An 18712-nucleotide genomic window follows, 5' to 3' on the forward strand; every position below is an offset into this window, starting at 1 on the left:
GAGCCGGCTGCCGCCAGGCGACGGACGCTATGGCCGCTGCGGGCGGCGTTGAATGGGCTTTGCTTCAGGCTGCTACCGGTTCTTCTGTGGCGGCGGTGCTTGGATGGCGCATCAATTCGATTAAGGGCAACGCGCGCTGGACCGCCAGTCTGGCCCGTTCGATCAGGGCCATGTCGTGCAGGCGGTAGTCGGCAAAATCCTTGTCGGTCGCGTAGACGCCCAGCGGCAAGGTGCGCGCCTGGAAGAAGCTGAACAAGGGCCGCAACTGGTGATCGATGATCAGGGCATGGCGTTCGCTGCCGCCGGTGGCCGCCAACAAGACGGGCTTGTCGATCAGGGCGTCTTGATGAATGAAGTCGAAGAAGTGCTTGAACAGCCCCGTGTACGAGCCTCGGTAGACCGGGGTGGTCACCACCAGGACGTCCGCTTGTTCGACCGCGCCAAGCTCGCGCTCCACCGTGTCGGGCAATTGAGAGCGCCAGACGGCGCCGGCCAGTTGCGGGGCGAGCTCACCCAGTTCAACCAGGTGTTGTTCGCACGGAATATGGTCGGCGATCAGGTCCAGCAGGTGTTCTGCCAGGGCCGCTGACTTCGAGGGGCGTTGCAGTCCGCCGGAAACTGCGACTAGACGGAGTGGACGTGTCATCTTTGCTTCACATGAATAGAGCTGCCCGGCGCGGCATCTGTCTTTGTGCAGTTGCAGCATCAAGCTGGAACCGCATGCTAGAGGAGGGTAACGATGAAGTAAAATGGTTTTATTTCACCTATCCATGAGCAGGAATCATCTGAATGCTTGAACGCATACACCTCAGCATCGTCCAGCAGGTCGAAAAGCAAGGGTCCTTGACGGCCGCTGCGGGCGTGTTGAACCTGACCCAGTCGGCCCTGAGCCACAGCATGAAGAAGCTGGAAGTGCAGCTGGGCACCGACGTCTGGCTGCGCGAAGGTCGAAGCCTGCGCCTCACCCAGGCCGGCCAATACCTGCTGGCGGTGGCGAACCGCGTGTTGCCGCAACTGGACCTGGCCGAAGAGCGACTGGGCCAGTTCGCGCAGGGCGAACGCGGCGCGCTGCGCATCGGCATGGAATGCCACCCTTGCTATCAATGGTTGCTGAAGGTGGTTTCACCCTATCTGGCGGCGTGGCCCGACGTGGATGTGGACGTCAAGCAGAAGTTCCAGTTTGGCGGGATCGGCGCGCTGTTCGGCTACGAGATCGACCTGCTGGTTACGCCCGACCCGCTGTTTAAGCCGGGCCTGAAGTTCGAGCCCGTGTTCGACTACGAGCAGGTGCTGGTCGTGCCCAAGGGCCACCGCCTGGCAACGGCTGCGTACGTGAAACCGCAGCAGCTGACGCAGGAAGTGTTGATCAGCTACCCCGTGGACATCGAGCGCCTGGACATCTACAACCAGTTCCTGCTGCCGGCAGGCGTCACGCCCAAGCGCCACAAAGCCATCGAAACCACCGACATCATGGTGCAGATGGTAGCCAGCGGACGCGGCGTGGCCGCGCTGCCGCGCTGGCTGGTCGAGGAATACGCGGCCCGGATGGAGGTGGTGCCGGTACGGCTGGGCGCGCGCGGCATCGCCAAGCAGATTTTTCTTGGCGCGCGCGAGGCGGACAGCGCCATTGATTACGTGCGGGCATTCATTGAACTGGCCCGCCACCCGGGCACCGACGCGCCGACCGCTGTGGCGCAAGAAGCCAATGGACAATCACGGTAGCGCTACAGTGAATGTCGCGACTCCAGCGGGCACGGAATCGTCCTGACAGTCCCAGCTACATTAGAAAGTCACGCAGCGGCGCGGGGTAGAGTACGCAGGCATCGAAGATCTGGATGTCGCAATAAACGAAAGCCGAACGCTCACTCGTGCCTGCCCCCCTCGATCAGCATGCCTCGCAACCGCTGGCGCTGTCTTTCCAGCGCCGCTATCTGCTTCTCCAAGATCGCCAGCCGTTTGCGCTTCGCATCCTTCATATCCGCGCATGCCTTCGCCCCTTCAATCAGCAACATGCAACCCGGAAAGCTGCGAATTTCTTCCAAACTGAAGCCGGTGGCGATCAATCGCTGAATCTGCTTGACCTGAGTGACGGCCACTGCGTAAAAGGCGCGGTAGCCATTCTGGGCACGCGTTGACGCAAGCAAGCCGTGCTGATCGTAGTGACGAATCGAACGTACGCTGACGCCGGTTGCTTGCGCCAGCGCGCCGATCTTCAGCAGGGTGGTGGACTCAGTTTTATTCATGGATCGAACCTTATCACCTAGTGCTTGACTGTGACACTAATGTCAGGCTTTAGCCTGGGCTCTTTCCATTCGAAGGAGCTTCAACATGATGTCTTTCACCGCTTTCACCCATTGGCGCAAGGGGTTTGCCGCAATGGCCCTGATGGTTCTATCCACGCTGGCGCGGGCCGCAGTAGATCCATACACAGTGACGGCGCCTGATGGCGTGCGCATCGCGGTGCAAGAGGCCGGCGACCCGAACGGTCAGCCCATCATCTTTATTCACGGTTTGCTTGGCAGCCACCTTAGCTGGGAAAAGCAGGTCAACAGCCCTCAGTTGCAGCGGTACCGCCTGATCACTTTCGATATGCGGGGGCATGGCCTGTCCGGGCAACCTGAGCGTGCCGATGCCTACCGTGATGGACGCCGTTGGGCGGATGATCTGGCTGCGGTGATTGCGGGGTCAGGCGCCCGGCAGCCCGTCTTGGTGGGATGGTCGCTAGGCGCGGCAGTTACCACGAATTATCTGGCTGCCTATGGTGACGAGAAAATCGCCGGTGCTGTGTACGTGGGAGGGGTCATCGAGCTGACACCGGAACAAATCGTGTCGCAGCCGCATGCTTACAAAGGAATGGCGTCGCCAGATCTCAAGACGCATCTCGATGCTGAACGCGAATTTGTGGCCCTGTGCTTTGCCACCCAGCCTGACGCGCGGACGTTCCAGCGTTTGCTGGCCAATGCCGCCATGGCTTCCCAGAGCATGCAGAACGCCGTGCATGGTATGTCGCTGAATGCGCCCAAGGGTTTGGGGGCCATGCACAAGCCGCTGTTGTTGATTTATGGCGCGCGTGATGCGTTGGTGCAGGCCCAACCGTCCTTCAATCGCGCCAAGGCCTTGAACGCCGGCGCCATCGGCAAGTTCTACGCAGACTCGGGGCACGCTCCCTTTCTGGAGGAGGCCGAGCGTTTCAACCGCGATCTGTCCGCCTTTGCTGACGCCGCGACGCAGCCCTAGCCGTTCATGTGCCCAGCGCAAATATCAACGCTGGCATGTTTTATGGCGATCGATATAAAATCCCCGGACGTTCTCGGGTACCTGCCACGCACGTGCCTTCGTCAACCCGCTTGCCCCACGGAAGGCCACGCATGACGCAACCTGCCGACCCCGTCCAGGATGCCCCCGTCGGACCCGTTCCCGTCCCCCATCTTCCGCGACCCTCCCGCAAAACCCTCCACGGGCTTTGCTGGGCGGGCATCAGCGTGTTGATCTTTGCCGGCTGGTTTGTGGTGACGCGCTTTAGCGTGACGCGCGAACTGCGCTTGTGGGATGTCACCGCGCTGCGGTTCGGTATCGGCGCTGTAATTCTTTTTCCGGTGCTGCTGCGGGGTTCCGGGCGCATATCCGGCAAACAATGGGGTGAAGGACTGTTGTACGCCTGTCTGTGGGGCATGCCTTTTGTCCTGGCGGTGGCTCTGGGGCTACAGCTCACGTCAGCCGGGCGGGCGGCGGCAGTCGCGCCGACATTGATGCCCGTTTTTGTCGGGCTTTTTGCCTGGGTCTTCCTGAAAGAAAAGCAGGGCTTGGGCCGCTGGCTGGGGTATCTGGCCATCGTCATCGGATTGGCCTGCATGATTGCGGGCGGCGCCTCGGCGCACGGGGTGGCGAACCCCGTGGGGATCCTGGCGCTGATTACTGCCGCCGCGATGTGGGCCGTCTATACGCTGCTGTTTCGGCGCAGCGCGCTGACGCCGGTGCAGGCCGCGGCGTTGATCTGCTTCTGGTCGGCCGTGCTGTTTCTGCCGATCTACCTGATTGCCGACCTCAGCCGCCTTGCTTTGGCGTCGCCCGGCGAAATTGCTTTGCAGGCGTTTTACCAGGGCGTCTTGATGAGCGGCGTGGCCATCGTGTCCTTCAACAGATCCGTTGCGCTGCTGGGGCCGACCGCCGCCACGGCCATCATTGCCTTGATCCCGGCGGTTGCCGCGCTGACCGCCATTCCCGTCCTGGGCGAGCTGCCGTCGTGGGAAGAGGGCATTGCCCTTCTTGCCGTGGTTGGCGGCGTGCTGCTGGCGGCCCGTCCCAAGCGCCCGGCAGCAGCCCCATCGACCACCACGACAGCGAGACAACAGCCATGATCCGTTTTTACTTTCATCCGACGCCTAACCCCGCAAAGATCGCGCTTTTCCTGGAAGAGACCGGGCTGGAGTACGAAGCCGTGCCGGTCGACACCAGCAAAGGCGAGCAGCACACGCCGGCGTTTCGTGCCATCAACCCGAACGGCAAGGTGCCGGCCATTGTTGACACTGACGGCCCTGGCGGCAAGGAAGCGCGCGTGTTCGACTCGACGGCCATCCTGATCTATCTGGCCGACAAGACCGGCCAGCTTACGGGCACGCCCGAAGATCGGCCTGAGCTGCTGTCGTGGCTGCTGTTCATTGCGTCCGGCCTGGGTCCGTTTTCCGGTCAGGCGGTGCACTTTCAGTTTGCCGCGCCGGATGGTCTGGACTACGCCGTCAACCGTTACCGCCGCGAAGCCGACCGGCACTATCAGGTGCTGGACGAGCATCTGAAGGGGCGCGAATTCATCGTGGGTAACTGCTACACCATCGCGGATATTTCGGCGTGGGGCTGGCTTGATCGGGCGTCGCGCGTGCGCAAGGGCGCGGAAGATCCGCTGGCGCCATTTCCGGAATTGAAGCGCTGGTTCGCCGGCGTGGATGCACGCCCGGCGGTTGCGCGCGCCCGGGCGCTCAGCAAAAGCCACCAATGGAAAACCGTCAACGACGACGAGACCAAGCGGGCCTTGTTCCCCTCAAATTTCGCGCCTGCGTCGTCGCAAGCGATTTGAAATGAAGATGCAGAACGAGCGTAATAGAACGACGTCACCATCGTCTGCTTGTTGCACGACACAGCCGCGTAGGGTTGCACATGGCGCGCCCCAAAGAGTTTGACGAAGCGGCGGCGCTTGATGTCGCTATCGAATGCTTCTGGTCGCGCGGCTATGAAGCCACGTCGGTGCGTGATCTGGCCGCTGCCATGGGCATCGTGGGCCCCAGCTTGTACAACACGTTTGGCGACAAGCGCCGGCTGTACCACCGGGCGCTCGCGCATTACGTCGAGCGCGGCTTTTGCGAACGGGTCAGGCGTTTTGAATCGCAAATGACGCCTCGCGAGGCCATCGGCGCGTTCTTTGACGAGATCATCGAACTATCGTTGGCGGACGAGCAGCGCAAGGGCTGCATGATCGTGAATTCGGCGCTGGAGTTGTCTGCGCACGATGCCGAGTTCCAAGAGGCGCTGACGCTTGTGCTGCGGGATATGGAGGCTTTCTTCCTGCGCTGCGTGCAGGCGGGCCAGCAAGCCGGCACGATCAACGCCACGCAGCCGGCGGATGACCTTGCGCGCATGCTGCTCGGCTTGCTGATGGGCCTGCGCGTGCTGGCGCGCTCGCGGCCGGAACCGGAGTTGCTGCATGGTCTGGTTCGGCCCGCGCTGGCCTTGCTTGATGACGCCCGCCCGCGTTGATGGCAAAGCCGGACAAAGCGGTGGGCTCCCCGCAATAAACCCGGCATCGGGCGATGGCCTGGAATTTTTCTACGAAAGCTGGCCGCGCGGGCGGTGACGTGTTGAGGCTGTCCGGGCGGCGCTGCCTTATAAATCCAGCACGAGCCTGCTGCCCTTGGCGCTGGACACGCAAATCAGCATCGTCTTTTGCGTGGCCTTTTCCGCGTTGCTGAGATATTGGTCGGCGTGTTCGGCTTCGCCTTCCAGAATGCGGGTCTCACAGGTGCCGCACACGCCCTCGCGGCACAAGCAATCCACCGGCACGGTGCTGTCGCGCTCGATGGCGTTCAGGATGGACTCGCCGGCGGCCACCTCTACGGTCTTGCCGGACTTGGCCAGCACCACGGTGAAAGCGCCGCCGGTTTGCTTGGGCGCGGCGAATTGTTCGACGTGCACGCGCGCTGACTCGATCCCGACCGCTTGCGCGGCGCCGCGCACGGCATCGATCAGTGGGGTGGGGCCGCACACGTAGGCGTGCGCACCGGGTTCCATGCCGCCCAGCAGGGCCTCCAGATCCATGCGCTGGCCTTTGCTGTCGACATAGAAACGGACGCCATTCCCGCAAAGCCGGGCAAGCTCGTCCCGAAAGGCGCCGTGTTCGTCAGCGCGATAGGCGTAGTGCAGTTCGTACGAACCACCGCGCCGGTGCAGGTCATGCAACTGCGACATGAATGGGGTGATGCCGATGCCGCCGGCGATCAGGACGTGGTGGCGGGCGGCCTCGTCCAGGGCGAATAGGTTGTTGGGCGCGGTGATGTAGAGTGCGTCGCCTTCGGCCACCTTGTCATGCATAAAGGCAGACCCGCCTTTGGACGGCGTTTCGCGCCGCACGCCGATCTGGTAGTTGCCAAGGGCGTTGGGCGAACTCATCAGCGAGTAAGCGTTGTTGTAATGGCGACTGCCGTCGCGCAGCTGCACGATGATGTGGCTGCCGCCCGTGAAGGGCGGCAACGCGCCGCCGTCCATGGCTTCCAGCGTGTAGCGCTTGACCAGCGGGGTGACGTGCTCGATGCGCGCGACGCGCACGAGCAGGGCCGCTTGGGTGCCAAGGGTGCCGGCGGTGCTGGTGGTGCTGGCGGTGCTCTCCGTGCTGGCGGTGCTCAGGCTGCTCAGGTTGCTCATGTTGCTCACGGTCCTCATGCTCGCGCCGTGGCGCGATGGAGCGCGGGCGGGGAAGTGTCGGCAGACAAGGCTTCCTGGTATTCCGTGGCCAGCTTGCGATGAAAATGCACGATGCCGTGCTCGCTGATTCCACTGCGCTGGCGGTCGACCATGATGCGGCCTTGCCCGCGATAGCCGCGCGACTTCAATCCCTTCTGCACGCTTTCTACCAGTCGCAGGTCTTCAGGCCGAAAAACGTCGCGATACCAGTCCACCAGCTTCTGCTGTTCCTCGGTCAATTCCTTGTTCAGAAAGTAAATGTCGTAGTGCTGCAACGTGACGCCCGCGCTGGCGGGAAATTCGTAGATGACGGTCATGAAGTCGGCGCCCGGTGGCACGTTGAACATCGTGCAGGGCCAGGCCCAGAAGCCTGCAAAGCTGGGGTCCTTCACCGAGGCATCGACCTTGAAGGATTTTTCGGACGATTTCGCCAGGCCGAATTGCAACGTCCAGTTGCCGTGCATCGTGTGGGTGTATTTGTCGACCTGGACAGAGTCCGCAAAGCTGGGGTGCACCGGGCCGCAGTGATAGCACTCCAGGTAGTTGTCGACGATGGACTTCCAATTGGCGGGGGTTTCGGTGACGAAGCGCGCGGCCAGTTGCAGGGTGTCCACCACCGGGCAGGCGGCGCGCAGGCGGGCTTCGAAGCCGGGGAGTTGGTCTTCTACCGACCCCGCGCGCGGGTTCAGGTTGATGAAGACAAAGCCCGCGGCTTCTTCGACCTTGATCGGGACCAGCGTGGCCTTGTCCCGGTCAAAGTTGGGCACGTTGTCGCAGTTGCGGGCGAAGGCCAGCTCGCCATCCAGCTTGAACGTCCAGGCGTGGTACGGACAGGTGATGACGTTTTTGGCTTTGCCGCTGCCTTGCAACAGTTGGTGGCCGCGATGCGGGCACACGTTGTAGAACGCGCGCAGGATGCCGTCGCGGTCGCGCAGCACAATGATGCTTTCACCGATGATGTCGCGCGTTACGTAGTCGTTGGGCTCGGCTAATTCGCTACGGTGGGCCACGCAGATCCAGCTGTGGGCAAAGATCTTTTCCTGCTCGTACTGGAAGACGGCGTCCTGGGTGTAATACGGGGCGGGCAGCGTCCAGGCGTTTTCTTCGTCGGCGTTGAAGTCGGCGGGCAGCTTGGGGATGCGGTTCATGATGCTCTCCTGGGAACAAAGGCCGGTTGGGTGGGCGATTCAATCTGATGCGCCGGGATATCTCCGTAGTCCTGCATCAACCAGCGGAACAGGCCGAACAGCTTGATGCCCAGAATGAAGACAAAGGGGATGGCGGTCAGCACCACGGCCGTTTTCATCGTTTCCAAAGACGCCTTGGTGAACAGCATTGCCAGCGGGACCAGCGTCAGTGCAATGCACCAGAAGACGCGGCTGGCGGGCGTGGGGTCTTCGCCTTCCGACAGGTTGCGCGTGGTGGTGGCGGCGACGGCGTAGGCCACGGCGTCGACGTGGGCGGCCAGAAAGACCAGCATGGTTGCCAGGTAGAGCGCCAAAAACAGCTTGCCGGCCGGCAGCGCGCTTAGCAGCATTTCCACTGCCGTTTCGCCGCCTTGTTCCTGCAAGACGCGGGGCACGTCGATGGCGCCCGTCATGAACTGGTGCATTGAATAGCTCTCCAGCGCGCCGAAGAAGAACCAGCATCCGGCGCTGCCGCCAAGCAGCAGCGCATAGATCACTTCCTTGATCTTGCGGCCCTTGGAAACGCGCGCCACAAACATGGCCACGCCCGGCGAATACGACACCCACCACAGCCAATAGAACACCGTCCAACCGCGGTTGAAGGCCCCGTCGCCGGCGGGGTCGGTGAAGAGGCTCATGCGGACGTAGTTTTGCAGCATCAGGCCCAGGCCATTGACGATGTTGTTGCCGGAAAACTGCGTGGGGCCCACGACCAGCACGACGGCAGCCAGCAGCAGCGCGCCCCAACAGACCAGATGGCTCAGGCGCTTCATGCCGCTGGCGATGCCGATATAGGCGCTGGCCGAAAACAGCGCGGACACGCCGACGATCACGATCACCTGCATGGCGAAGGTGTCGGGCGTGCCGACCAGGCTGGCCAGGCCGCGCGTGAAGGTGGATGCCGTCAGCGCGATGGACACTGTCAGCGCGCCGAACATCGTCAGCAGGAAGATCAGGTCCGCCAGACGGCCGACGGGACCCGTCGCACGAAACCCCGTTATCGCCTGGAGGATAGATGCCAGGTTCAACCCCGCCTTCTTGCGCACATGAAAGTGGTAGGCCATGGCCAGCGAGGGCAGGGCGTATACCGCCCACGCGCTTAACCCCCAGTGGAAAAACGAATAGCTGATGCTGGTTTCCAGGGCCTCGCGCGTGCCGGACGCGACGTTGAGCCCGGGCGTTTGGTAGTAATAGGCCCACTCCATCACGCCCCAATACAGCGTCGACGAGCCCATGCCGGCACAGATGAACATGAAGATCCAGGACAGCGTCGAGTATTCGGGCTTGCTGTCACCGAGGCGCACGTTGCCGTATTTGCTGAACGCCAGGCCAATGCAGGCGATGACGCAGCCGAAGACAAACACCTGGATCAGCGAGCCGAATGAACGCGTGGTCCAGTCGAATAGATCGGCCGCGGTGGCGGCGGCTTGCATGGGCCACAGGACCATGGCGATGACGGTGAGCAGCACGGCGGTAAGTGTGCAAAGCGTCAGGAACCCGTCGCGGCGTGGCGCGGCTATTTTCACGTTGTCTCCTTCCTTGCGTCGTTGCGCACGGTATCTTGTCGTGTGTTAACCAGCGGTTTACATTAACCATTGATTAACCCAATGATTGACCCGGACTGTAGGAAGAACCTTGCCCATGCACAAGCTTCAATCGGAAAACGGCGCGTTTGTAACGGGTGGTTTTTGTTTTCGCTGTGTCGGCTGGACACGGTCGTCATGAAAGAAGACAGCTTTGCGTTCCGCTTGAAAGAGCTGCTTGAACACAAGCAACTGACCCTGCAAGCCGTGGCCGGCGCGCTGAACGTCTCGCGCCCCGCCGTCCATAAATGGACGAAGGGCGGCGAGATCGACTACGAAAAGCTGCGCAAGCTGGCGGCGTTTCTGGGGGTGAACTGGATCTGGCTGCGATACGGCGAGCAAGCGCGGGAAGAGGCCGGTGCAGCAAGCGCCGTGGACATCCCCATGACGGATACGCGCCGCCGCTACATGGCCGACATCATGGAAAGCGAAGCGCGGATGAAGCTGGCGCAAGAGGGCGCGCGCATCGTTACGTGGGAATGGAACCTGATCACGGACGACGTCAGCTACTCGCCCAACGTCCAAGCCGTATACGGTTGGCGCATTGTCAGCAACGACAGCTTCTGGTTGCACGTGCACCCCGACGACGTTGCCATGATGCAGGCCGTCTACGACGAATCCCTGCGCACGGGCAACGCGCACGAATTCGACTTTCGCGTGATCCAGCCGGATGGCGCCCTGCGCTGGATTTCCTCCCGCGCCACGCCCGTGCGCGACTTTGACGGACGCATCGTCAAGGTGGTCGGCATCAGCATGGACAACACCGCCCGCAAGCTGGCCGAGCAATCCCTGCGCGATCAGCAGGCGCGCTTTGAAGCGGTGTTTGAGCTGACGTCGCAAGGCATGGCGCTGCTGGACGCCAACCTGCGCTGCGAATCCGTCAATGGGGCGCTGGCGAGGATGCTGGGGGTCGATGCAAAAACGCTGCTGGGCGATGGCCTGGCCAGGCTGCTGGCCGATGGCGGCGCGCGCCTGAAGAAGATGCTGCACGGCAGGCCCACCGCCGCGTTTGGCGCAAAAATGCGCGGCAAGGATGGCCGCTGGCTTGCAGTGAACGTGCGGGCGGTGTTGACACGCGGCACGGACGCGGGGGCCGCGGCGTACTTTGCGTTGGCGGTGGAGCAGGGGTGAGCGGGGGAAAGACGCTGCCAGCCCGCCCCGCGCAAACGCCGGTCATCACCCCCCGCGACTCTTCACCACCAAATTGCTCACAAACACCTGCACCACTTCATCTTTCTGATTCAAGGTGGTGGTGCGCGCTTTCACCAAGCCCTGTTCCGGCCGGGTTTTCGATGGCCGCACTTCCAGCACCTCGCTTTCTATCCGCAGCTCGTCGTCCGGACGCACCGGCAGCGGCCAGCGCATTTCTTCCACGCCCGCGCCGATGATGCCGCCGGCGGGTTTGAAGTCGCTGGCGACCAGCAGTTGCATGGTCAGCGCGGCGGTGTGCCAGCCGCTGGCGGCCAGGCCTTTGAACAGCGTGACGTTGGCCGCGTCTTCATCAAGATGGAACGGCTGCGGGTCGAATTCCTTGGCGAAGGCCTTGATGCGTTCGCGCGTGACGCGCACGCGGGCGGTGCCGATGAAGCGTTGTCCGGGGGTCAGGTCTTCCAGGTAGTGCACGGCCATGTTGGTTTGCTCCGTCGGTGGGCGTGGCAGGCGTGAATAAGGAAAAATCAGCGGGGGGATTCCGAAGCCAGGGACGCCAGCAATTCGCTGCGACAGGCTTCGAGGATTTCGTCGGCCAGCGGCGAGTCATCAGGGCAGGCCCGCGACAGCGCGACGGCGCCGATCACGTGGGCCAGCAAATCGATGCGCTTGGCGCGCGCGCGCTTGGCGGATAAAGACGGGTCTATGTTCGGGTTTGAATCGGGGTTTGAATTCGCACCCGAATGCGCACCCGAATGCGCGCCCGAATCCGGGTCCGCGTTCAGGCCCGAATCTTGCGGCGCAACGTCGTCCTTGGCCAACGCCGCCAGCATGTTCTCGATGCCTGCGGCAAAGGTGGTCTTGACGTCGTCGGACTGGCGCGCGGCGTCGCCGCACAGGGCGGCCATGGTGCAGCCCGCGCTGCGGCCGTCGCGATGGGCGCGGGACAAGTAGATGTTGACGAACTTGGCGGGGTCCATGTCGCCCGTCATCGCCAGGGATTGCGACAACCCCGACGCGGCCGTTTCGGCCATCAAGTCGGCCTTGGAGCGGAAGTGCTTGTAGAACCCGCCGTGGGTAAAGCCGGCGGCGGCCATCAGTTCGGCCACGCCCACGCCGTCGTACCCGCGTTCTCGAAACAGGGTCGATGCGGTCTCGACAATGTGCGCCCGGTTTGCCTGCGCCTGCGCCTTGGTGACCCTCATTTTTGCAACCTCGTTGGATGACACGCCCGCGCGTGCCAGTTTGTTAATGCCATGTGCAGGTGACAAATATACATTGATGTCGATCATCATCAAAGTGCTTGACGATTTAGATGTTGATCATCATCATTAACGCCGTTGGCCGCCCGGCCCGGACCGTATTCCGGACTTGGCTGTGCCGCGATCAGCCCAAGGCCACCGCCTTGCGCACCGCAATCAACCCCTATTTATGGAACCCGACCATGACCGACAACGCTTTGTTCCAGCCCTACACCTTAGGAACCCTGACGCTTTCCAACCGCATCGTGATGGCGCCGCTGACGCGCAATCGCGCCGAAGCGGGCTTTGTGCCCAGCCGCCATGCCGCGACGTACTACGGCCAGCGCGCTTCGGCGGGTTTGTTGATTGCCGAGGCGACGCAGATCTCGCAGCAGGGGCAGGGGTATCAGGACACGCCGGGTATTTACACGGCAGCGCAGGTCGAAGGCTGGCAGCAAGTGACGCAGGCCGTGCATGCCAAGGGCGGCAAGATATTCCTTCAGCTGTGGCATGTGGGCCGCGTGTCGCACGTGGACCTGCAAGAGAACGGCGCCGCGCCCGTCGCGCCGTCCGCCATCCGCGCCGAGACCAAGACGTTTGTCAACAATGGCTTTGAGCCGGTGTCGATGCCGCGCGCCTTGGCGCTGGACGAGCTGCCCGGCATCGTCGACGACTTTCGTCAGGCAGCCGCGAACGCCATTGCGGCGGGTTTCGATGGCGTGGAAATCCACGGCGCCAACGGCTATCTGCTTGAGCAATTCGCCAAGGACGGCGCGAACCATCGCGACGACGCGTACGGCGGTTCGGTGCAGAACCGTGCGCGGCTGTTGCTGGAGGTGACGCAGGCGGTGGCCAACGAGGTGGGCGCCGACCGTACCGGCGTGCGCATTTCGCCGGTGTCGCCGGCCAACGGCATTACTTGCAGCGACCCGCAGGCGCAGTACGACTACATCGCTGACCAGCTCAATGCGTTGGGCGTGATCTACCTGCACGTGGTGGAGGGCGCGACGGGCGGGCCGCGTGATGTGGCGCCGTTCGACTACGGTTCGCTGCGCAGGCGCTTTACGAACACCTATATCGCCAACAACGGGTATTCGCTGGACCTGGCCGCCACCCAGCTTGCCCAGGGCCATGCCGACCTGTTTGCATTCGGCCGCCCGTTCATCGCCAACCCCGATCTGGTGCAGCGCCTGAAGACGGGCGCTGCGCTGGCGCAGCTGGACCCCGCCACGCTGTATGGCGGCGGCGCGCAAGGCTATATCGACTACCCGGCGCTGGCCGACGCGCGCTGATTGGCGGGCTATCGCCGTTTTCGCGGCGTGCCATCCCCGGACTTACAACGAGAACTGCAAAATGAATTCCTCTACTGTTTTGATTACCGGCGCGTCGTCGGGCATAGGCGCAACCTATGCCGAGCGCTTTACGCGGCGCGGCCACGATCTGGTGCTGGTGGCGCGCGACCTGACCCGGCTGGAGACGCTGGCTGCGCGCCTGCGGCAGGACCATGGCGTGGCGGTTGACGTGCTGGCGGCCGACCTGACGCGCAATGACGACATTGAAGCCGTCGAGGCCCGGCTGCGCGATGATGCCCGCATCCAGATCCTGATCAACAACGCGGGCGCTGCGCAGACCGGCAACTTTGTGGCGCAGACGCCCCAGGCGGCCGGCCAATTGGTGGCGCTGAACACGACCGCGCCCACGCGGCTGGCCAGCGCCATCGCGCCGCGCCTGGTGCGGGCCGGCACCGGCGCCATCGTGAATGTGGGGTCGGTGGTGGGCTTCATGCCGCAGTTCGGCATGGCGGTGTATGGCGCCACCAAGGCCTATATGTTGTTCTTGTCGCAGGCCTTGCATGAAGAGCTGGCGCCCGCCGGCGTCTATGTGCAGGCGGTGCTGCCCGCCGCCACGCGCACCGAGATCTGGCAACGCGCGGGCATCGATATCAATGCGCTGCCCGAAGTGATGGACGTGGGTGAATTGGTGGATGCGGCGCTGATCGGATTCGACCGCCGCGAGACGGTGACGATCCCGCCGCTGCATGAGGCGTCGCGCTGGGATGCCCTGGACGGGGCGCGCCAAGCGCTGTTGGGCGACATCAAGATGGCCAGCGCGGCCGCGCGCTATCAGGCAGCCTGAGGCGACGATGGGCGGGCGTCGGTGCCGACATGCCCGCCCATCTTTGCGGTCGTGGGTGCGCAAGCCACGTCTTGGTGCCCCAGCCAAGGCTATTGAAGCATCGGCGCGCCCAGTCCGATCGCGCCCGTGTTGATCAGCCGTTGCAGATACTGCGTGCCTTCGCGCAACGCCTCGGCGGGGGTTTCCCAGGGCGTGTGCGGGCACGGCATGCACCAGTCAACCAGGATGTCGGTGCATCGCACCACCTGCACCAGCGAAATGAAACCGGCCGGCAAAGAGCCTGGTTTTTCCAGCGCGCGCAACGGGATGGCACGTACGCTAAGGACGTAGCCGCGATACTGCGTGATGACGGAATGCTCCATAAGGCCTCCCCCACATGGTGGCTAAAACGCGAACGCGCCCGGCATACACCGGGCGCAACGTTTCAAGCCTGCCGATCAAGTCACGGTGACAGAGATCTTGCGGGGCTGCGCCTCGCGCAGTCGCGGAATCTGCAAGGTCAGCACGCCGTGCTTCAAGTTGGCGGTGATGTTGTCCTTGTCCAGATCGTGGCCCAGCGTGAAGCTGCGGCGGAACAGCGGTTCGCGCAGTTCGTTATGCACCAGCCGCACCTCGGCCGGCACCTGCACCGCGGCTTCGCCTTCGATCAGCAATTCGTTCGACTGCACCTTGATCGACAGCCTGTCCTTGGACACACCGGGCAGGTCGGCCAAGAGCGTAATGCCCGTGGCGTTCTCGTAGATGTCCACGGCGGGCAGGGTGGCGGGGCGGTTGGTGTCGTCAGCGACCTTGGCCAGGGATTCCGAGCCGCGCGTGGCGGCTAGTTGGTTGCGTTCTTCCATGATGATCCTCCTGTGTCGTCGCCAGTGTTCATTGGATGGAAATCAAACGCGGCTTGGCGGACTCGCGTTTGCCGATCGAAATGCAAAGGCAGCCGTCGGTGTAGCGCGCCTGGATGTTCTCTGGATCGGCGTCGGCAGGCAGTTCCACCACGCGGCTGAATCGGCCGCGCGCGCGTTCGCGTGCATACAGGGTGGTTTGCCCGGAAGGTTCTTCTTCGCGGCGTTCACCCGAAATGGTCAGCAGGCCTTTTTCCATGGTGACTTCAAGCGCGTCCGGGTCTACGCCGGGCACAAACGCCACGACTTCAATCGAGTCGGCGCACGCGCCTACGTTCACGGGCGGAAAGTCACCGCGCGCCGTGGACCGCAGGTTGGAAGGCGCGGTCGAGGATCGCAGGATTTTGTCCAGCTGTTGCAGGGTGTCCAGGGCGGAACTGATGCCGCTATCGAAAAATGGATAAGTTGCCATGTTCGTCTCCCGATAAGGTCTGGTTCAGACGGGCGTAGGGCTTGGCGGCATGGGGTGTCTACGCTGCGCTGCCCCGCCATAGCGCAAATGTGGCATCGGGTTTGCGGGTTTCAAGAGAGGGGGCGATTGAATTCTTCAATCGAGGCGGCGGGAAAAATTGCGGATTTTTAGCGCGGGTGGGGGCCCGCGGGCGGCGTTGAACGGCCGTGGCACGATGCGCCTTTCCCCGCCGGTTGAGCGCCCTGTGAAGACGCGATAAATTCATTCGACACGTTGGTTCGATGGGCATGACCCCACGCGAAATCCGCTTTTGGCTAACGGAGATCCCATGGACATATTCACGACTATCCACACGCACATCGCCGCGCTGGGCCTGCCGCTGTATGCGGTCAGCGCCAGCGCGGTGCAAAAGGCAGACACCCCCATTTTGTTGACGCTGCACTGGCATGGCTTCAAGCCTGACCGGACGGCGATTGCACAGCCGCTGCGTTCGGTGGCGGCGTCGGCCTTGCAGTTGAATCAGCGCTGGAGCCACTACGCCGAAATCGATGAAGCGGTGCTCGAAGCCGGATGGCGCTTGGGCGCATGGGATGTGGAACGCGTGGCGCATCCCGGTTGGTGCCGCCTGAATGCGCCGCTGGAAGAAGCCGTGGCTTGCCGTCGGGCGTTTGCCGACTATTCCGATCTGCCCGGCGGGCAGGAACGCGTTGCGCTTGAGGCGCCGGATCATTCGGCGCTGATGGAGCTGGCCGCGCGCAAGGGATATCTGCGCTGGATGTTCCGGCCGCGCAAGAACGGCATCTGGAATCAGACGGACGCGGATGACGCCACGGTGGACGCCGAGGGCGGCCGTACGCAACCCTGTCCCGTGCATGCCGCGCCTGCCGCCCAGCTGCAAAAGCGCGTGACCTTTCGTCTGGGAAAGGCGGTCGGCATCTGGGTCTGCGGTGATGTACGTCGGTGATGCACGTCGGTGATGCACGTCTCTGATGCAATTTGATTCAATTTGCGGGTCTTGAACTTGCGCGGCCCCGCCCATAAATCCTGATGCGCGCCCGCGAAGGCGCAGTGTTTGGTGATCTGAATTGTTCAGGAGATTGAGTCATGAAGATCCGTCCCCTCTATGACCGGGTAATCGTCAAGCGCATCGAACAGGAACGCAAGACCGCATCCGGCATCGTGATTCCCGATTCCGCGGCGGAAAAGCCCGAGCAGGGCGAAGTCGTGGCGGTCGGTACCGGCAAGGTCGGTCGCGACGGCGCCGTGCAGAAGTTGCAACTTAAAGTGGGTGACCACGTCCTGTTCGGGAAATACGCCGGGCAGACCGTCAAGGTCGACGGCCAGGAACTCTTGGTCATGCGCGAAGACGACGTGCTGGCGGTGCTGGAACCCACGCGCGACACGTTCAAGAAAGCGGCATAACGCGGTGGCCCGAGCCGCTATCAGGAATCTACCCAAGAAATAGCAGGAGCCTTAGAAATGAGTGCCAAGGACATTCAATTTCACGATAATGCGCGCGCCCGCGTGGTGAAGGGCGTCAACATTCTGGCCGACGCCGTCAAGGTCACGCTGGGTCCGAAGGGCCGCAACGTACTGCTGGAACGCAGCTTCGGCGCGCCCACCATCACGAAGGACGGCGTGTCTGTCGCCAAGGAAATCGAGCTGAAGGACAAGTTCGAAAACATGGGTGCGCAGATCGTCAAGCAAGTGGCCTCGAAGACGGCCGACGTGGCGGGCGACGGCACCACCACCGCCACCGTGCTGGCGCAGGCCATCGTGCAAGAGGGCATGAAGTATGTGGCCTCGGGCATGAACCCCATGGACCTGAAGCGGGGCGTGGACCAGGCGGTGCAGGCGGTGGTGGACAAGCTGAAGGATCTTTCCAAACCCATCTCGACCAGCAAGGAAATTGCGCAGGTCGCGTCCTTGTCGGCCAATTCCGACGAGACCATCGGCCAGATCATCGCCAAGGCCATGGACAAGGTGGGCCGCGAGGGCGTCATCACGGTGGAAGACGGCAAGTCGCTGGACAACGAACTGGATGTGGTCGAGGGCATGCAGTTTGACCGTGGCTACCTCAGCCCGTATTTCGTGACCGACCCCGAGAAGCAGGTGGCGCAGCTGGATGAGCCGCTGGTGCTGCTGCATGACAAAAAGATCTCGAACATTCGCGATCTGCTGCCGGTGCTGGAAATTGCCGCCAAGGCGGGCAAGCCGTTGATGATTGTGGCCGAGGATGTGGACGGTGAAGCGCTGGCCACCTTGGTCGTGAACTCGATTCGCGGCGTGCTGAAGGTGGTGGCGGTCAAGGCCCCCGGTTTTGGCGACCGCCGCCGCGCGATGCTGGAAGATATCGCCATCCTGACGGGCGCCACGGTGATCTCGGACGAGACCGGCATGCAGCTGGAAAAGACCACGCTGGAACAGCTGGGCAACGCGCAGCGCGTCGAGGTCCGCAAAGAAGAGTCGGTCATCATCGGCGGCGCGGGCAAGCAGGCCGACATCCAGGCGCGCGTGGCGGTCCTGCGCAAACAGGCGGACGAGGCCACCAGCGACTACGACCGCGAAAAGCTCCAGGAGCGCGTGGCGAAGCTGGCGGGCGGGGTGGCGGTCATCAAGGTGGGCGCCGCGACCGAGGTCGAGATGAAAGAGAAGAAGGACCGCGTGGACGACGCGCTGCACGCCACGCGCGCGGCGGTCGAAGAGGGCATTGTGCCCGGGGGCGGCGTGGCGTTGCTGCGGGCGCGCACGGCCATTCACGGCTTGAAGGGCGCCAACGCCGATCAGGACGCCGGCATCCGGATCGTGTTGCGCGCGCTGGAGGCGCCGTTGCGGGCCATCGTCACGAACGCCGGCGACGAGCCCTCGGTGATTGTGGCCAAGGTGCTGGAAGGCAAGGGCAACTACGGCTATGACGCCGCCACCGGCAACTATGGCGACCTGGTGGACCTGGGCGTGGTCGACCCGACCAAGGTGACGCGCACCGCGTTGCAGAACGCGGCGTCTATCGCGGGCCTGATCCTGACCACCGACGCCACCGTGGCGCAACTGCCGGAGGAGTCCAAGGCACCCGCCGCGCCCACGCCTGAGATGTCGTTCTAAGGGGGATCGGGGTGCCCACCCCGATTCAGTGCGAAAAAAGGGCGCCGGGCAGCAA

Annotated in this window: 20 protein-coding genes and 4 pseudogenes; 13 read left to right on the forward strand and 11 right to left on the reverse strand. The window is 63.2% G+C overall.

Features of this window, described 5'->3' with window-relative positions; translation table 11 throughout:
• Positions 1 to 64: 64 nt before the first annotated feature.
• Positions 65 to 646 carry an FMN reductase gene (gene msuE, locus KYT87_RS12175; RefSeq protein WP_219992327.1) on the reverse strand — a complete coding sequence of 194 codons (582 nt, stop codon included), beginning with the start codon at positions 644 to 646 and terminating at the stop codon, positions 65 to 67.
• A 143-nt stretch (positions 647 to 789) separates the two neighbouring features.
• Here msuE and KYT87_RS12180 point away from each other — a divergent pair, with 143 nt between their 5' ends.
• Positions 790 to 1722, forward strand: coding sequence for a LysR family transcriptional regulator (locus KYT87_RS12180; protein WP_046805866.1), 933 nt, complete (start codon positions 790 to 792; stop codon positions 1720 to 1722).
• Positions 1723 to 1729: 7 nt separating this feature from the next.
• On the opposite strand, the pseudogene KYT87_RS29800 reads toward KYT87_RS12180, so the two are convergent.
• Both KYT87_RS29800 and KYT87_RS12185 read right to left on the reverse strand, forming a co-directional pair.
• Positions 1730 to 1837 (reverse strand): annotated as a pseudogene (locus tag KYT87_RS29800) (PIN domain-containing protein); the annotation flags it as partial.
• 25 nt (positions 1838 to 1862) lie between these two features.
• On the reverse strand, positions 1863 to 2243 hold the full coding sequence (locus tag KYT87_RS12185) for a MerR family transcriptional regulator (protein ID WP_219992328.1): 381 nt from the start codon (positions 2241 to 2243) through the stop codon (positions 1863 to 1865).
• 88 nt (positions 2244 to 2331) lie between these two features.
• Here KYT87_RS12185 and KYT87_RS12190 point away from each other — a divergent pair, with 88 nt between their 5' ends.
• The 4 genes from KYT87_RS12190 (at position 2332) to KYT87_RS12205 (ending at position 5748) form a co-directional block, all read left to right on the forward strand.
• Positions 2332 to 3237 (forward strand): alpha/beta fold hydrolase, encoded by a 906-nt coding sequence (locus KYT87_RS12190; protein ID WP_219992651.1) that lies wholly within the window; start codon positions 2332 to 2334, stop codon positions 3235 to 3237.
• 245 nt (positions 3238 to 3482) lie between these two features.
• Positions 3483 to 4358 carry a DMT family transporter gene (locus KYT87_RS12195; RefSeq protein WP_255594084.1) on the forward strand — a complete coding sequence of 292 codons (876 nt, stop codon included), beginning with the start codon at positions 3483 to 3485 and terminating at the stop codon, positions 4356 to 4358.
• Positions 4355 to 5071, forward strand: coding sequence for a glutathione S-transferase family protein (locus KYT87_RS12200; protein ID WP_219992330.1), 717 nt, complete (start codon positions 4355 to 4357; stop codon positions 5069 to 5071). Before KYT87_RS12195 ends, KYT87_RS12200 begins: the two co-directional genes overlap by 4 nt.
• An 80-nt stretch (positions 5072 to 5151) precedes the next feature.
• Positions 5152 to 5748: a TetR/AcrR family transcriptional regulator gene (locus KYT87_RS12205; protein ID WP_219992331.1), complete on the forward strand. Its 597-nt coding sequence runs from the start codon at positions 5152 to 5154 to the stop codon at positions 5746 to 5748.
• A 126-nt stretch (positions 5749 to 5874) separates the two neighbouring features.
• Here the strand turns inward: KYT87_RS12205 and KYT87_RS12210 are convergent, their stop codons facing one another.
• The 3 genes from KYT87_RS12210 to KYT87_RS12220 are packed head-to-tail and all read right to left on the reverse strand — an operon-like array spanning position 5875 to position 9661.
• A complete protein-coding gene (locus KYT87_RS12210) occupies positions 5875 to 6909 on the reverse strand; it encodes a PDR/VanB family oxidoreductase (protein WP_219992332.1) in 1035 nt (344 codons plus the stop codon).
• Between the two features lie 14 nt (positions 6910 to 6923).
• Complete coding sequence (locus tag KYT87_RS12215; protein WP_120155193.1) at positions 6924 to 8096, reverse strand: aromatic ring-hydroxylating dioxygenase subunit alpha; 1173 nt, start codon at positions 8094 to 8096, stop codon at positions 6924 to 6926.
• The gene (locus KYT87_RS12220; RefSeq protein WP_219992333.1) at positions 8093 to 9661 is read right to left on the reverse strand and encodes a BCCT family transporter; all 1569 of its coding nucleotides are present in this window, start codon (positions 9659 to 9661) and stop codon (positions 8093 to 8095) included. The genes KYT87_RS12215 and KYT87_RS12220 overlap by 4 nt, the downstream gene beginning before the upstream one ends.
• Before the next feature lie 195 nt (positions 9662 to 9856).
• Between KYT87_RS12220 and KYT87_RS30005 the strand changes: the two are divergent.
• The 3 pseudogenes from KYT87_RS30005 to KYT87_RS30015 all read left to right on the forward strand — a co-directional run.
• Positions 9857 to 9985, forward strand: a pseudogene (locus KYT87_RS30005) (sensor box protein); the annotation flags it as partial.
• A 117-nt stretch (positions 9986 to 10102) separates the two neighbouring features.
• Positions 10103 to 10450, forward strand: a pseudogene (locus KYT87_RS30010) (PAS domain-containing protein); the annotation flags it as partial.
• A 120-nt stretch (positions 10451 to 10570) separates the two neighbouring features.
• Positions 10571 to 10849: pseudogene (locus KYT87_RS30015) on the forward strand (sensor box protein); the annotation flags it as partial.
• A gap of 45 nt (positions 10850 to 10894) precedes the next feature.
• Here the strand turns inward: KYT87_RS30015 and KYT87_RS12230 are convergent.
• Together KYT87_RS12230 and KYT87_RS12235 are read right to left on the reverse strand one after the other, a co-directional pair.
• Entirely contained in the window at positions 10895 to 11347 is a 453-nt protein-coding gene (locus KYT87_RS12230) for a MaoC family dehydratase (RefSeq protein WP_046805872.1), read from the reverse strand.
• A gap of 47 nt (positions 11348 to 11394) precedes the next feature.
• Positions 11395 to 12072, reverse strand: coding sequence for a TetR/AcrR family transcriptional regulator (locus tag KYT87_RS12235; RefSeq protein ID WP_120155197.1), 678 nt, complete (start codon positions 12070 to 12072; stop codon positions 11395 to 11397).
• A gap of 239 nt (positions 12073 to 12311) precedes the next feature.
• Here KYT87_RS12235 and KYT87_RS12240 point away from each other — a divergent pair, with 239 nt between their 5' ends.
• On the forward strand, positions 12312 to 13400 hold the full coding sequence (locus KYT87_RS12240) for an alkene reductase (RefSeq protein WP_219992335.1): 1089 nt from the start codon (positions 12312 to 12314) through the stop codon (positions 13398 to 13400).
• Between the two features lie 61 nt (positions 13401 to 13461).
• Positions 13462 to 14244, forward strand: coding sequence for an SDR family oxidoreductase (locus tag KYT87_RS12245; RefSeq protein ID WP_219992336.1), 783 nt, complete (start codon positions 13462 to 13464; stop codon positions 14242 to 14244).
• Between the two features lie 89 nt (positions 14245 to 14333).
• Here the strand turns inward: KYT87_RS12245 and KYT87_RS12250 are convergent, their stop codons facing one another.
• The 3 genes from KYT87_RS12250 to KYT87_RS12260 all read right to left on the reverse strand — a co-directional run bounded on the left by KYT87_RS12250 (position 14334) and on the right by KYT87_RS12260 (position 15555).
• Positions 14334 to 14606, reverse strand: a complete 273-nt coding sequence (locus tag KYT87_RS12250; protein WP_046805874.1) for a hypothetical protein — start codon at positions 14604 to 14606, stop codon at positions 14334 to 14336.
• A 75-nt stretch (positions 14607 to 14681) separates the two neighbouring features.
• The gene (locus KYT87_RS12255) at positions 14682 to 15086 is read right to left on the reverse strand and encodes an Hsp20/alpha crystallin family protein (protein ID WP_104143745.1); all 405 of its coding nucleotides are present in this window, start codon (positions 15084 to 15086) and stop codon (positions 14682 to 14684) included.
• A 28-nt stretch (positions 15087 to 15114) separates the two neighbouring features.
• The gene (locus KYT87_RS12260; protein ID WP_046805876.1) at positions 15115 to 15555 is read right to left on the reverse strand and encodes an Hsp20/alpha crystallin family protein; all 441 of its coding nucleotides are present in this window, start codon (positions 15553 to 15555) and stop codon (positions 15115 to 15117) included.
• 328 nt (positions 15556 to 15883) lie between these two features.
• Between KYT87_RS12260 and KYT87_RS12265 the strand changes: the two genes are divergently transcribed.
• From KYT87_RS12265 to groL, 3 genes are all read left to right on the forward strand, one after another.
• The gene (locus KYT87_RS12265; RefSeq protein ID WP_219992337.1) at positions 15884 to 16519 is read left to right on the forward strand and encodes a diguanylate cyclase; all 636 of its coding nucleotides are present in this window, start codon (positions 15884 to 15886) and stop codon (positions 16517 to 16519) included.
• 140 nt (positions 16520 to 16659) lie between these two features.
• Entirely contained in the window at positions 16660 to 16977 is a 318-nt protein-coding gene (groES, locus tag KYT87_RS12270) for a co-chaperone GroES (protein WP_219992338.1), read from the forward strand.
• A 57-nt stretch (positions 16978 to 17034) separates the two neighbouring features.
• Entirely contained in the window at positions 17035 to 18657 is a 1623-nt protein-coding gene (groL, locus tag KYT87_RS12275; RefSeq protein WP_120155201.1) for a chaperonin GroEL, read from the forward strand.
• The last annotated feature ends 55 nt before the right edge of the window (positions 18658 to 18712 follow it).

The sequence above is a fragment of the Achromobacter sp. ES-001 genome (assembly GCF_019448355.1).
GTDB lineage: Bacteria > Pseudomonadota > Gammaproteobacteria > Burkholderiales > Burkholderiaceae_B > Achromobacter > Achromobacter spanius_B.

Coding starts and splice junctions, on each gene's coding strand:
- msuE (WP_219992327.1), bottom strand. CDS start 646: ATGACACGTCCACTCCGTCTAGTCGCAGTTTCCGGCGGACTGCAACGC.
- KYT87_RS12180 (WP_046805866.1), top strand. CDS start 790: ATGCTTGAACGCATACACCTCAGCATCGTCCAGCAGGTCGAAAAGCAA.
- KYT87_RS12185 (WP_219992328.1), bottom strand. CDS start 2,243: ATGAATAAAACTGAGTCCACCACCCTGCTGAAGATCGGCGCGCTGGCG.
- KYT87_RS12190 (WP_219992651.1), top strand. CDS start 2,332: ATGTCTTTCACCGCTTTCACCCATTGGCGCAAGGGGTTTGCCGCAATG.
- KYT87_RS12200 (WP_219992330.1), top strand. CDS start 4,355: ATGATCCGTTTTTACTTTCATCCGACGCCTAACCCCGCAAAGATCGCG.
- KYT87_RS12205 (WP_219992331.1), top strand. CDS start 5,152: ATGGCGCGCCCCAAAGAGTTTGACGAAGCGGCGGCGCTTGATGTCGCT.
- KYT87_RS12210 (WP_219992332.1), bottom strand. CDS start 6,909: ATGAGCAACCTGAGCAGCCTGAGCACCGCCAGCACGGAGAGCACCGCC.
- KYT87_RS12215 (WP_120155193.1), bottom strand. CDS start 8,096: ATGAACCGCATCCCCAAGCTGCCCGCCGACTTCAACGCCGACGAAGAA.
- KYT87_RS12230 (WP_046805872.1), bottom strand. CDS start 11,347: ATGGCCGTGCACTACCTGGAAGACCTGACCCCCGGACAACGCTTCATC.
- KYT87_RS12235 (WP_120155197.1), bottom strand. CDS start 12,072: ATGAGGGTCACCAAGGCGCAGGCGCAGGCAAACCGGGCGCACATTGTC.
- KYT87_RS12240 (WP_219992335.1), top strand. CDS start 12,312: ATGACCGACAACGCTTTGTTCCAGCCCTACACCTTAGGAACCCTGACG.
- KYT87_RS12245 (WP_219992336.1), top strand. CDS start 13,462: ATGAATTCCTCTACTGTTTTGATTACCGGCGCGTCGTCGGGCATAGGC.
- KYT87_RS12250 (WP_046805874.1), bottom strand. CDS start 14,606: ATGGAGCATTCCGTCATCACGCAGTATCGCGGCTACGTCCTTAGCGTA.
- KYT87_RS12255 (WP_104143745.1), bottom strand. CDS start 15,086: ATGGAAGAACGCAACCAACTAGCCGCCACGCGCGGCTCGGAATCCCTG.
- KYT87_RS12260 (WP_046805876.1), bottom strand. CDS start 15,555: ATGGCAACTTATCCATTTTTCGATAGCGGCATCAGTTCCGCCCTGGAC.
- KYT87_RS12265 (WP_219992337.1), top strand. CDS start 15,884: ATGGACATATTCACGACTATCCACACGCACATCGCCGCGCTGGGCCTG.
- groES (WP_219992338.1), top strand. CDS start 16,660: ATGAAGATCCGTCCCCTCTATGACCGGGTAATCGTCAAGCGCATCGAA.
- groL (WP_120155201.1), top strand. CDS start 17,035: ATGAGTGCCAAGGACATTCAATTTCACGATAATGCGCGCGCCCGCGTG.